The sequence below is a fragment of the Plesiocystis pacifica SIR-1 genome (assembly GCF_000170895.1).
Classification (GTDB): Bacteria; Myxococcota_A; Polyangia; order Nannocystales; family Nannocystaceae; genus Plesiocystis; species Plesiocystis pacifica.
In genome coordinates this window covers 1-12171 of the sequence record NZ_ABCS01000168.1, presented here as the reverse complement: position 1 = coordinate 12171, position 12171 = coordinate 1, and the positions used below count along the sequence as shown (strand labels likewise).

The 12171-nt window shown below is 71.1% G+C and carries 9 protein-coding genes; 5 read left to right on the top strand and 4 right to left on the bottom strand.

The window, feature by feature from the left end:
• The first annotated feature begins 237 nt into the window (after window positions 1–237).
• Entirely contained in the window at window positions 238–1203 is a 966-nt protein-coding gene (locus tag PPSIR1_RS39770) for a leucine-rich repeat domain-containing protein (protein ID WP_157596475.1), read from the top strand.
• 189 nt (window positions 1204–1392) lie between these two features.
• Here PPSIR1_RS39770 and PPSIR1_RS45255 read toward each other — a convergent pair whose 3' ends face one another.
• Both PPSIR1_RS45255 and PPSIR1_RS45250 read right to left on the bottom strand, forming a co-directional pair.
• Window positions 1393–2883 carry a reverse transcriptase family protein gene (locus PPSIR1_RS45255; protein ID WP_006976982.1) on the bottom strand — a complete coding sequence of 497 codons (1491 nt, stop codon included), beginning with the start codon at window positions 2881–2883 and terminating at the stop codon, window positions 1393–1395.
• Window positions 2884–3118: 235 nt separating this feature from the next.
• Entirely contained in the window at window positions 3119–4702 is a 1584-nt protein-coding gene (locus PPSIR1_RS45250; RefSeq protein WP_006976981.1) for a leucyl aminopeptidase family protein, read from the bottom strand.
• A gap of 62 nt (window positions 4703–4764) precedes the next feature.
• On the opposite strand from PPSIR1_RS45250, the gene PPSIR1_RS45245 reads away from it, so the two are divergent.
• Window positions 4765–6015, top strand: a complete 1251-nt coding sequence (locus PPSIR1_RS45245; RefSeq protein ID WP_232296638.1) for an aspartate kinase — start codon at window positions 4765–4767, stop codon at window positions 6013–6015.
• Between the two features lie 254 nt (window positions 6016–6269).
• Window positions 6270–6746, top strand: a complete 477-nt coding sequence (locus PPSIR1_RS39750; RefSeq protein WP_157596474.1) for a hypothetical protein — start codon at window positions 6270–6272, stop codon at window positions 6744–6746.
• Window positions 6747–6818: 72 nt separating this feature from the next.
• On the opposite strand, the gene PPSIR1_RS39745 is transcribed toward PPSIR1_RS39750, so the two are convergent.
• Window positions 6819–7670 carry an esterase/lipase family protein gene (locus PPSIR1_RS39745; RefSeq protein ID WP_086002136.1) on the bottom strand — a complete coding sequence of 284 codons (852 nt, stop codon included), beginning with the start codon at window positions 7668–7670 and terminating at the stop codon, window positions 6819–6821.
• Window positions 7671–7927: 257 nt separating this feature from the next.
• On the bottom strand, window positions 7928–8827 hold the full coding sequence (locus PPSIR1_RS45240) for a DUF4388 domain-containing protein (protein ID WP_006976977.1): 900 nt from the start codon (window positions 8825–8827) through the stop codon (window positions 7928–7930).
• Between the two features lie 248 nt (window positions 8828–9075).
• Here PPSIR1_RS45240 and PPSIR1_RS39735 point away from each other — a divergent pair, with 248 nt between their 5' ends.
• Together PPSIR1_RS39735 and PPSIR1_RS39730 are read left to right on the top strand one after the other, a co-directional pair.
• Complete coding sequence (locus PPSIR1_RS39735; protein ID WP_157596473.1) at window positions 9076–10620, top strand: hypothetical protein; 1545 nt, start codon at window positions 9076–9078, stop codon at window positions 10618–10620.
• Window positions 10621–10956: 336 nt separating this feature from the next.
• A complete protein-coding gene (locus PPSIR1_RS39730) occupies window positions 10957–12006 on the top strand; it encodes a WD40 repeat domain-containing protein (protein WP_006976976.1) in 1050 nt (349 codons plus the stop codon).
• Window positions 12007–12171: the final 165 nt, after the last annotated feature.

Here is a 12171-nt window from a genome sequence, read left to right as displayed (position 1 = left end):
CCGCGACGGTTTCCGTTGCAGGACGGACAGATAAAGTCCCGCAATTCGCGCGACGTCGCAACCTTTTTGTCACATGATCTTTGGACCGGGCGGGACCGCTCAAAACGGGTCTCAAACGTCGGTTGACCCGCGAGCCCGCGGACTGATCTTTCGCCGCTCAGGGTTTTGCGCGTCGCCTTCGTGACCGGCTTGGTGACTGGCTTTGTGGCTGGCCCCACCCCGGAGATGATGGGGGCGATGGCCTCGCCTTCTTCCCCCGCGGCTCGGCAGCGCAACCTCGAACTCGAGGCGGCGGCCCTCGACCCGAAGCTCCGCTCGGACGAGGAGGCGAGCGCGGCCTGGCAGGTCTACGCGGACTGGCTGATGCGCGTGGGGGATCCCCGCGGCGAGCTGGTCAGCCTCGGCGTCCACGAGCGCGGCGCGTTCCGGAGCCAGCGTCGGGGGATCCGTGCGCGCATCGACGAGCTCCAGCAGCCCTACGTCGAGAGCTGGAAGCAGTGGGCCGACGCGCGCAGTCTCGGCAGGCTGCGGCCGCGCTTCGTGCACGGCTTCATCCGCGAGCTCAGCGGCTCGGGCAAGGGCCTGGACGGCGCGGCGATGGTCGAGCTGTTCGCCCGCGAGCCGGTCCAGCGCCTGCGCCTCGAGGGCGTCGACGACGATCAGCTCGAGAGCTGGGCCGAGGGCGACACGAGCTGGGCCGAGGGCCTGCGCTACCTCAAGCTCTCGGGCTCGCTCAGCGCCGAGGGCATCGCCGCCCTCGGGAAGCTGCCCTTCGGGCGCCTCGAGGCCCTCAACCTCGTGGACGTGGGCCTCGACGACGAGGCTTGCGGAGCGCTCTGGGACCTGCGCACGGAGACCCTCGAGCGCTTGACGCTCACCGGCAACGAGATCACCGACGAGGGCGTCGCGGGTCTGCTCGCGTCGGAGCAGCGCAGGCAGTGGCGGCACCTCTACCTCTCGGGCAACGAAGAGGTGAGCACGGAGACCCTCGACAAGTTGTGCGAGACCGAGGGCCTCGAGAAGCTCGAGGGCATCTACGTGACCAACACGGACATCGCGATCGAAGACTTCGTTGTCTGCATCGACGTGCCCGGGCTCGCCGGGCTGCGCGTCGTCGAGGCCTCGGGCTGGGTCGGCTCGCGCAACCGCGAGGCCGTCGAGCGCATGCGGGCGCGCTGGGGCCGGGGCGTGCGGATCCGCTGAGCGGGGTCTCCGCCTACTTTGTTGGCGTCGCGGACGACGCCAGGCTGTGACCGACCCACGCCCCCGCGAGCGGGGGCGACCACCAGGGGTCTCCAAGGCACGAACTCCATTGCCCCACTACTAGAGCGGAGGAGCGGAGAGCGACGAAGGGTCCCCGGTCCCGAGAGCGCTGTGGGGGCAAAGCAGTGCTCAGGGCGTGTCGGGCTGGACCATGGCGTCGAGCTCGGCGAGCCAGCGGGCGCCGAGCTTGGGCTGGACCATGGCGCCGTAGGCCGCGTAGCCGCGCAGGTAGGCGAGGAAGTCCGCGCGCAGGCCCTCGTGCTCGGGGTCGTGCCCGCGGGCCTGGGCCCAGACCTTGGCCTGGCTGTCGAGGCCGTGGGCGCGGCAGTTGTGGAGCATGGCCCGAAAGCGCCGCCGCTCGTCCCGGGGGATGGCGAGGTGCTCGTTGACGACGATGCCCGTGACCTGTTGGCGCCGGTGCGGTCGGAGGATGCGGCGCTTTTTGGGGTGCTCGGCGAAGCCCTCTTGCTGGAGGATCTGATCGATCCACCAAAAGGCGCGGCCGACGTCGAGCTTGGCGAGGGCCTCGTCGTCGTGGAAGGACAGGCTGAGGTCGTCGGCGTAGCGGGAGTAGCGAGCGCCCAGCCGCGCCGCCAGGCCGCTCAGGCGCGCGTCGAGGCGGCGGCAGGCGAGGTTGGACAGGGCCGGAGAGGTGGGCGCGCCCTGGGGCAGCACGCCAGGCCACACGACCCGGCGCTCGTCGGTCCGGGTGGCCGCGATCACGGGTCGGCGGGTGCACAGGGCGGCGAGCGCCCGGGCCACGTCGCCGCGGTAGCCGAGGGTGAAGAACAGCCCGCGCACCCGCCAAAAGTGGATGCTCGGGAAGAAGTCGCGGATGTCGGTCTGGAGCAGCAGCTTGGCGCCGACGTGCTGGGCCGCGTGGGTCACCGTGGACCGCCCGGGGACGAAGCCGTGGGCGGCGTCGTGGCAGGGCACGGGGGCGAGGATGTCCGCGAGCAGCTTGCGCTGGACCGCGCGCAGGGGGGCGCGGGGGGCCGAGATCAGCCGGGTTCCGCCCGACTTCTTGGGCACCTCGAAGTCGACGTAGGCGGCCCCGGCGGCGCTGCCTGGACGCATCAGCCGGCGCAGCGCGGCCTCGTCGTCGAGGCTCAGCCAGCGCAGCAGCGCGGGGAGGTCGGGCAGATCGGGCAAGCCGGCGCGCACGGCCTCGGGCGCGAGCCGGGGGTGGCCGCGGTGCGAGCCCGTGCCGAAGTGCCAGCCCGAGGGGTTCCAGCCCCCGCCGCCCGCCGGGTTCCGGGGCACGCGGAAGGTCGTGTCGCGCAGCGCGACGTCGTCGAGGCCCAGCTCGAACACGACCTCCCGGGCCACCCCGCGCACGCGCAGGTGCGCGTCCTTGACGAGGTGGCGCAGGACCTTGGCGGCCGCGGGCTTGGAGAAGGTCCGGCGCACGGCGGCGATGGCCTCGAGGCGCACGCGCGGGTCTGGGTCGTCGAGCCACGCGCGGATCGTCGGCTCGAGCTTTTTGGCCACGTAGTGGCGGGCGACCTCGTACTCGGCGAAGTCCTCTTGCTCCCGGAGCTTGGCCGTGATCTGCGGCAGGTTGGCCTGGGGGTCAGCCAGCAGCGGGCGCAGCTCGAGGATGAGGTTGGCGAGGAGCATGCGGGCTCGGGAGGTGTGGGGAGGAAAGGAAACCCGGACCGCGAAAACTACTTGCTCGGCACGAACATGTGACGGGGAAAAAGAAGCCGCAGAGCGTTCCCCGTCGCATGAGTCCTTCAGTGCGGGTCGGTCTCGGCCGCGACGTTGCATCGCGGACTGGTGGCTAGCTCGTCGCGGTCCGGGTCCGGCAATGGTCGCACGGTTTGGGGGGCCGCGAGGGCGTTAATTTTTGGATTCAAGGGAGCTCGGCGCCGTGGACCATCCGCTGGGCGAGCTCGACCAGCAAGCGCGCGCCGAAGCCCGTGGCCCCGGAGCCGAAGCACTCCCGCGGGTACTCGGCGTAGGCCTTGCCGGCCAGATCGATGTGCGCCCAGGGGTAGTCCACGAAGTGGCGCAGGAAGGCCGCCGCCGCGCTCGGGCTGCCGGCGGACACGCCGACGTTGCGCATGTCGGCCTTGTGGTGGCCCAGGTCGCGCTCGTGGATCTCGTGGATGGGCATGGACCACAGCAGCTCGCCGGTGGCCTGGCCGGCGCCGAGGAGCAGATCGCGGGCCCGGTTCTCGTTGCTGTAGAGCCCGGCGAAGGGCTCCCCGAGGGCGCCGTGGATCGCCCCGGTCAGCGTCGCCAGGTCGACGACCAGGTCCGGCGTCGGGTCGAGCTCGGTGAGCCAGGCGAGGGCGTCGGCGAGGACCAGGCGACCTTCGGCGTCGGTGTTCTCGATGTAGACCGTGGTCCCGTCGAGGGCCGTGAGCACGTCGCCGGGCTTGAAGGCCCGGGCGTCGACGGCGTTCTCGGTCAGCGGGCACAGGGCGATGAGGTCGATGTCGAGGTCCAGGGCCGCGATCGCCAAGGTCGCGCCGATCACCGCCGTCGCCCCGCACTTGTCGTGGGTGAGCTGGTGGACGCCGGGCCCGGTCTTGAGGTTGTAGCCGCCGGTGTCGTGGGTCAGGCCCTTGCCGACCAGGCACAGCGCCGGCCGCCGCTTGCCCGCGCCGCGCTTGCGCGGTCGGTGCTCGAGGCGGAGGATGCAGCCGCGGGTGGCCGCGCCCGCGTCGACGGCACAAAACAGGCCCATGCCCATGGCCGCGGCCTCGTCGGCGGCGACGGTGCGCACGGCGAGGTGCAGGCCCTGCTCGGTCACCTTTCGACGCACGCGCTCGACGATGCCCTGGGCCGTCCCGATGTTGCTCGGCAGGTCGCCGAGCTCGCGGGCGAAGTTGGCCGCGTCGAGGACCTTGAGCAGGGTCTTGAGCCGCGCGCGCTCGGTCTTGGCGTCGCCCGGCTCGAGGCACAGGGTCACGCGCCGCAGCGAGCTCTCGCTCGGCTCGCCCTCCCAGGCCCGGGCCCCGTGGGCGCGGAGGATGGCGCCCTCGATGAGCAGCAGGGGATCGCAGCCGGCCCACGGGGACTCGGGCTCGAGCGCGCTCGCGGGCCCGCCGACGAGGGCGACGTGGCGGATGCCCAGCTGGGAGCAGGCCCGCTCGATGGCCGCCCCGGCGTTGCGCAGCTGTCGACGGCGCACGAGGGCCTCGCCCTGGCGATCGAAGCTGCCCGCGTGGCCGCCGAGGTACTCGAGCTCCGGGTCCCAGGGCGTGAGCTCCGGGCCCAGGCAGTAGAGCAGCACCCGCGGGGTCGACAGGCCGTGGCTCTCGAGCCAGGTGATCGCGCCGGGCGTGCGGGCGAGGAGCCGGCCCGCGTCGCCGCGCAGGTGCTCGGACAGGCGCGGGCGAGGGTGGCCGCGAAGGGGCGAGCGGTAGAGGACGACGTAGGCGTCGGCTGCGATCTCTTCGGGGCGTCGTTCGGTCGCGGTGACCCGCATCCGGGGGAGTCTACACGCTGGCTCGGAATGTCCACGGCGGCCTCGGGCGTTATGCTCCCGCCGTGCCCGAGCCCTCTTCGTCCGTGCAGACCCCGGTGGTGATGAAGTTCGGAGGCAGCAGCGTCGCCGACTTCGATCGCCTGCGCAAAGTCGCAGGCATCGTCGCGGCGCGGGCCAGGCAGCGACCCACGGTGGTCGTGGTCTCGGCCATGGGCAAGACCACCGACGGCCTCGTCCGCGACGCGCAGGCGCTGTGCGAGCCGCCGGCTCCCCGCGAGCTCGACATGCTGTTGACCACGGGCGAGCGGACCAGCATGGCCTTCCTGTCCCTGGCCCTCCACGGCCTCGGCGTGTCGGCGATCTCCCTGACCGGATCGCAGTGCGGGGTGATCACCAACCACCAGCATGGCCGGGCGCGCATCGTCGAGGTCCGACCCTTCCGCATCCTCGACGAGCTCGCGGCGGGCCACGTCGTCGTCGTCGGTGGTTTCCAGGGGGTGTCCTACAAGCGCGAGGTGACGACCCTCGGCCGCGGGGGCTCGGACACGAGCGCCGTCGCCCTGGCCGCGGCCCTGGGTGCGGACTGCGAGATCCACAGCGACGTCGACGGGGTCTACGACGCGGACCCGCGCAAGGTCGAGGGCGCGGCTCGCCTCGACGAGCTCGGCTACGAGGAGATGCAGGCCCTGTCGCGGGCGGGGGCCAAGGTCCTCCACGCCCAGGCCGTCGAGCTCGCGGCCGAGCGGGGGATCGCCATCTACGCCCAGGCGACCTTTCCCCAGGCCGGGCGCAAGGGGCAGACGGTCATCCGCAACAACCCGGCCGCGCCCACGGGAGTTCGCGCCCTCCACTGCGACGCGGAGGTCGTCGATGTTCAGTTGAGCTGGCGCCATGACCCGAGTCGGGGCCAGGGTGGAGGCCAGAGTCGAGGGAGGCTCGCCCGGCTGGTGGGCGGGCTCGGCCTGCGCTACCTACAGGTCGACGAGCGGGGCGCTCGGGGGTTGTTCTCGATGACCGGTCGGGACGATCTGGGCGAGGTGGAGGCGCGGCTGCGGGACTTCGTCGCGGATATCGAAGACGGCAGCGCGAGCGTGGAGCTGCGCCGCGATCTCGCCCTCGTCACGCTCGTGGGCGCAGGCTTGGAAGAGCGACCCGACACCGTAGAACTCGCGCTGACGCAGCTCGAGGCCGAGGGCGTGGCCTTGTTGGGCATGCGCAGCGACGGCCAGTCTCTGGGTCTGCTGGTCAGCCGAGAGCAGGGCGAGGTCGCGGCCGCGGCCCTGCACGCGAAGATGATCGCTGGTCGACCATGACATCCGTGCCAGGCCTGACAGCGCTGTCAGACCTTCGCTCCAGCCCCCTGCAACATCGTCAAACTCACGGTCCTTGGGATCCTTGAAGAATTGGTGCTTGGCATCCCAGCTGCTATGCCTCGCAGCCTGCATGCGGGACGTGGCCCCCCCACCAATCCGTTCTGCGTGCGGTTGAATCGACGGCTTTTCCCTTCGTCCGTCGAGACGCCGCACAGGCCACCCCGGCCGCATGCAGCCCCCCAACCGGAGACATCATGTTCAAGAACATTTCCTTCCTTGCTCTCGCCGGCGTGTTCGGCATCGCTTTCACCACCACCGCTTGCCTCGTCGTCGTCGATGACGAGTCGGGTGATGAGGCCGCCGACACCGAGGAGAGCGGCGACGACACCACCGAGGAGACCACCGCCGGCGAGGAGACCACCACCGACGACGACGTCGGCACCGAGACCACGGCTGGTGAGGAGACCGCCGAGGAGACCACCGAGGAGACCACCGAGGAGACCACCGAAGGTGGCGGCATGTGTGGCTGGGATCCCGAGGGCGGCTACTACGAGTGCGGCTTCGAGGGTGAGGACCCCGCTGGCGTGGTCCCCTACGCCTGCCCCGAGGGCCTCGTCGAGGGTGACCCCTGCGAGACCACCGGCCTCACCGGCCAGGGCTGCTGCGACGCCGAGGGCAACAACTGGTACTGCACCATGGAAGGCACCGTCTTCCTCAACGCCTGCGGCTGAACCCCACCCCCCAAACGCGAAAGAGCGCGTGCCTCCGGGCGCGCGCTCTTTTTCGTGGTTGGTCGCGGTGCGCTACTCGCCCGCGACGAGGCGGACCGGATCCAGACCGGGCGCGGGGGCGGCCACGGGCTCGAAGCTGAACTCGAGCTCGTCGTCGTGCGCGTCGACCTCGTCCCGGGTCTCGGACGCGGTCGCGTTGCCGGCCTCGAGGAAGTCGCGGCAGGCGACGTAGAAGGGCTCGGCCACGACCAGCGAGGAGTGCCCGCCGGGGAGCATCACGTAGTTGCGCGGGGCCACGCCCTCGATGGGTCCGGGCGGCGGGCACAAGGCGTCGGAGGTCCCGTGGATCTGGCACAGGCGAACGCCCTCGGGGACCGGGGCGGCGAGCAGATCTTCGAGGAAGGCCGAGCCCGGGAGCACCTGCCAGACCGAGGGACTGACCGCGCCGACCGTGGCGATGCCGGCGAGGCCGACCCAGGTCCCGCGCAGGGGCGAGCCCATCATCACCAGGTTGTCCACGTAGCGGTGACCCTGGAGAAACTTGACGGCGTGCAGGCTGATCAGCCCGCCCATGCTGTAGCCGACCAGGTCGACCGAGGGCACGTCGAGCTCCTCGCAGATGCGCCGCAGCTGGGCCGCCAGGTCCTCGGCCGAGCGCCGCAGCGAGGCGAAGTTGAAGGTCCCGTAGGCGTAGCTGAACACGACCCGGCCGTCCTGTTGAAAGCGACGGGTCATGGGCAACATGGTGCCGCGGGTGCCCATGAAGCCGTGGACCAGGACGACCGGCCGGGCGTCCGGGCGGGTCCAGGCCATGTCCACGCGGACCTTGTTGCCCTGGGCGAGGTGCTTGCCGTAGTCGAAGCCGTGGACGACGGTGTCCACGGCGTCTCGAACGCGGTTCTTTAGGCGTTCCGCCAAACTCATTCGACCTCAGTCTACACGAGGGTCTCGAATGTGACGTGTTCTCGGCCTTTTTGACGGCAGTAGCGCCGCTATGGGTACGGAAGATCGCGGTGATGCGAATGAATCTGCGCATCCCGAGGGCGCCGATCGAGGGCAACCCTCTGTATTGGCACAGCGATCCTTCGGACACAGCGAATGACCGATCGCTGATCGGCAAACGCGCCGAGGAGCCATGCGCGAACGCGCGCAGCCGCGTTGCGCGACACCCGCTGGGTGAATTAGTAGTCGATCACGCCGGCTTTTTTCAGCTTGATCGCCGTGCGCGTGAGGCTGACGTCGTCGCCGTCGAGGCGGTTGAGGATCTCGGTCCAGCTCAGGTCCTCGGCCACGCCCTGGACCATGTCCAGCTCGTCGGGCTCGAGCTCCCGCCACGCGGTCTTGGGCGGGAGCGCCAGAGACACGCGCTCGTCGGGGATGCTGTTGCGCTCGGCGAGGTGGGCGAGCTCGTCCTGGACGCGCGCGGCCTCCATGAGGATGTGCTCCAAGGAGACGTGGATCTCCTGACCGTCGGGCGGGTCGACGGCCGCGCTGTCGAGCTCGAAGGTGCCCTCGCTCCAGCCCATCATGCGCAGCAGCGCTTTTTGAGCGGGGAGCCCCTCACTGCCGTGGATGCGGGCGTAATAGATGGAGCCCTGACGCAGGAAGAGCTCGCCGAGGGAGCGCCCGCGGACGCGCAGGGTACCGGTCTTGCGGCTGGTCGCGAGCCACTGGAGCACGTCGGCCAGGGGGATGTCCTGGATGCTCCCGGACATGGAGCGGCCGGCGGTGGTCTCCTCGGGGCCGGCCTTGTCACGCAGGACCTTGGACAGGGGCACGGAGTCGACCCGGAGCAAACTGGCGCCGATGGTCAGGCGATCGCCGGGCCGGAGCCGGTGGTGCTGGACGCTCCGGCCGTTGACCCGGGTGCCGTTGCGCGAGCCGAGGTCGCGGACCCACAGCGCCTCGCGCGAGGTGTAGATGCGGGCGTGCTTGCGCGAGACGGTGTCGTCCTCGAGGACGAGGTCCGCGTCGCTGCTGCGCCCGGCGACCCAACTCTCCGCGTCCGGGCCGAGGGGGAAGGTTTCCCCCGGCTTGGTGCCAGACACGAAAGTCAGCGCGGGTACCTCGGGCGCGGGCATCGTCCAAAGCTAACCCAAGCTTTGAGAGCGCGCGGCGGAAGATCGAGGCGCGGTTCGGAGCCTTTGTTAACGGTGAGTAAACACACCACACCTGGGGCTCTGGTAGGCCAATACGGTGTTCAAGGGGCGCTCAGGGGGGTCGATGGGGGGGATCACCCTACTTTGCACGCGGATCAGAGCAGAGCACCCCCTCGGCCTACGTGATCGCCCGGGTTGTGCCCTTGCGGGATGCGCGAAAGACTCGGACCGTGGACTTCTCGCGCACGACATGGATCTCGGGGGTGCTCTTTGGCCTGTTGGCGGTGACGGGCACGGGATGCGCGAACAAGGCGAAGTCGCAGCAGGCGACGGCCGCCCCGACCTACGCCCCCGCGGGTACGGCCTCGGTGGCCTACTACCAGCGCGACTACAGCCCCGGCGACACGCCCGTGGCCGATGCGGCCTACGCCGACGTCTACGTCGAGCGCCAGACCTTCTCCGACCCCTTCCAGGACGCACCCGATGACATGCTCGGCTACGAGGTCATGTCGAGCGGCGAGCAGGTCGTGGTCGTCACCTATGTCCATAGTTATCCCGACGCCATCGAGAGCTTCCCGCGGGTCTACTGGGCCGGCCGCTGGTACTACAACGTCCACGGCAGCTTCGTGTTTTGGGATCCCTACTGGCAGACCTGGAGCTACTACTGGGGCCCGCCGGCGCCGCTGGTGGTGGTGTGGAACAGCCACTACCCCTGGGTGCAGTACAGCTGGGGCGTCGGCTACTACGGCGGCGGCTGGTACTGGGGCGGCGTCAGCTACTACGGCTACCACGCCTACGGCCGGCCCTCGCAGCGCTGGCATGACCGCTACGGTCGCCCGAGCCACGGGCCCAACGCCGACCCGGGCGGCCCCACGGGCCCGCGCCCCTCGACCGATCCCAACGGCGGCACGGGCAACGGCGGCGGAGGCAATGGCGGCGGGGGTGGTCCGGCCATCGACGCCGTGGTGGCCGACAACGTGACGCCTGGCGCGGGCGCCAACAACAACGGCCGCGGCGCCGCGGGAGGCCGCGAGGTCGCCAGCCCGGCCAGCCCCACGCGGGAGACCGAGGGTCGTCAGAGCCCCACCCGCGAAGGCGCGCGCGCAGACGCTGCGCCGACCCGTCCTCAGCCCGCGGCCGGTCGGGAGCCGGTGACGGCCACGGCCTCGCCGACCCGCGTCCAGCCCAGCCGTCCTCCGCGGGCGCCCGTGGCCCGCTCGCGCGCCGAGACGCGCCAGCCCGCGACCACCGTGTCGCCCTCGCGCCCCGCCCGTGCGCGCGTGCCCAAGGTCGAGGTCCACGGCAGCGCCCCCGGCTCGACGCGGGCGACCTACTCCCCGCCGAGCTCGCGCCCGGCTCCGGCGCCCACGGCCCGCCGCTCGCGCTCCGTGGGCACCAACCCCAACCCCCGCCCGGCGCCGGCCCGGAGCAGCGCGCCCGCGACGCGTCCGAGCTCGGCTCAGGCTCCGAGCCGCAGCGCGTCCTCCTCGAGCAACAGCCGACCGACCTACCAGACCTACAACCCGCCGAGCAGCAGCTCGCGGTCGAGCAGCTCTTCGCGTTCGAGCAGCTCCTCGCGGTCGAGCAGCCCGTCGCGCTCCTACTCGCCGTCGCGTTCGAGCAGCTCCTCCCGCTCGCGTTCGTCCTCGCCGTCGCGCTCGCGGTCGAGCAGCCCGTCGCGCTCGTCCTCGCCGTCCCGCTCGTCTTCGCCCTCGCGTTCATCTTCGCCCTCGCGTTCGTCTTCGCCCTCGCGCTCTTCGCGACCGCGGCGCTGATCACCGTCGACGAGGCGCAGCGGCTGAGGCTCTCGCGCACCCCGAGCGCGAGTTTGATATCGCTCCGCGTCAAAAGCGACCGCCTTCGTGCGGTCGCTTTTTTGTGAGTCAGGCCCACGGACGGCGGACATGTCGCTGGTTTGCGTTACGATTCCGCGAGGTCCCCCGACCCTCGACACGCAATCCATGAGCCGCGAGGTCAAGCCCCCCCGGCGGGGCCGACGAGCCCCCAGCGCGCCGGCCTTGCCGGTGCGATGGTCGAGCGTTCCCCAAGCCGAGCGCTTGGTGCAGTGCGTGGCGATCAGTGAGGACGGGCTGCGTTCCTATGCGGCCGGTATGTCGCTGAGCCGGGGCCGGGGTACGCGGAGGCGGCCGCAGCAGCGCGATCATGCGGTCTACGCCTTCGACGACTCGGGCCAGGTCCGCTGGCGCGACGTGTGCTCGCGCTTCGAGGGCGTCTACTCCCTCGACACCAACTGGGACGGCAGCGTGGTCGTGGCCGGCGGCTGGGCCTCGTGCGAGCCGTGGGCGGGCTTTGTCGGCGCGTGGACGGCCGACGGGGTCCGGCTGCTGAGCTGGGACCGCGCGCCCTCGCGGATCAACGCCGTGTGCGTGTCGGCGGACGGGCGCACCCTCGCCGCGGTGGGAGACGCCCTGCACCTGTTCCGGCGCCGGGCCAACGAGCCCTTCCCCGCCCAGCCCTCGTCGACCCTCGAGCTCGGCCCGGGCTTCGCCGAGTGCGTGCGCATGTCCGACGACGGGCGCTGGATCACCACCCTCGACGGCGACGGCGGGCTGCTCTTGTTCGAGCACGAGGACGGCGAGCTGGCCATGCGTCACTATCGCTGGCGGCCCCCGGAGCCCGGCCGGGCGCTGGTCGTCGAGATCTCCCGGGACGGCAGCTGGATCGTCTACGGCGGCGCCGACGGGACCGTGCACCTGTTCAACCGGCTGACGCTCATTGCGATGCAGCGGCCGATCTGGTCCTACCCCCTCGTCGAGGGCCTCGCGCCCGTGGCCGTGGCCCTCTCGCCCGACGGCGAGCACGTGGCCGTGGCCGTCGACAGCGGCGACGCCGGGAAGATCTACTACCTCGCCAACCGCAACGGCGCCCCGCACCTCGAGTGGTCCAAGCAGACCCGCCGGCCGCCGACGGGCATGGTCATCGACGGCGACTCGACCTGGGTCGCCGTCGTGGACGCGGACCCCCGGGGCAACGGCGGGCAGTGCTACTTGTTCGAGGCCGACTCGGGGCTGATCGCCGGGGCCTACCGCAGCCCCGGCGCGTGCTGGACCGTGGCGCTCAGTGGCGACGGGACGCGCATGCTCGTGGGCAGCGACGACGGCACGGCCGCGTCGATCAAGATCATCAAGCCAGACGACTGATACCCCTCGCGGGGCATCAGGTCTCTGGATTTGGATGAAACCGGCGCGGAAGCTGGCCAGGGTCCACCCGCCCTGATACCGTAATGCCGTGTCTCGGGTTGATCGCAAGACTCTCGTGGGCTCCAAGTGTTGGACCCTGCTCGCGGCTTTGATGCTCTTGGTTGC

Coding starts and splice junctions, on each gene's coding strand:
- PPSIR1_RS39770 (WP_157596475.1), top strand. CDS start 238: ATGGCCTCGCCTTCTTCCCCCGCGGCTCGGCAGCGCAACCTCGAACTC.
- PPSIR1_RS45255 (WP_006976982.1), bottom strand. CDS start 2,883: ATGCTCCTCGCCAACCTCATCCTCGAGCTGCGCCCGCTGCTGGCTGAC.
- PPSIR1_RS45250 (WP_006976981.1), bottom strand. CDS start 4,702: ATGCGGGTCACCGCGACCGAACGACGCCCCGAAGAGATCGCAGCCGAC.
- PPSIR1_RS39750 (WP_157596474.1), top strand. CDS start 6,270: ATGTTCAAGAACATTTCCTTCCTTGCTCTCGCCGGCGTGTTCGGCATC.
- PPSIR1_RS39745 (WP_086002136.1), bottom strand. CDS start 7,670: ATGAGTTTGGCGGAACGCCTAAAGAACCGCGTTCGAGACGCCGTGGAC.
- PPSIR1_RS45240 (WP_006976977.1), bottom strand. CDS start 8,827: ATGCCCGCGCCCGAGGTACCCGCGCTGACTTTCGTGTCTGGCACCAAG.
- PPSIR1_RS39730 (WP_006976976.1), top strand. CDS start 10,957: ATGTCGCTGAGCCGGGGCCGGGGTACGCGGAGGCGGCCGCAGCAGCGC.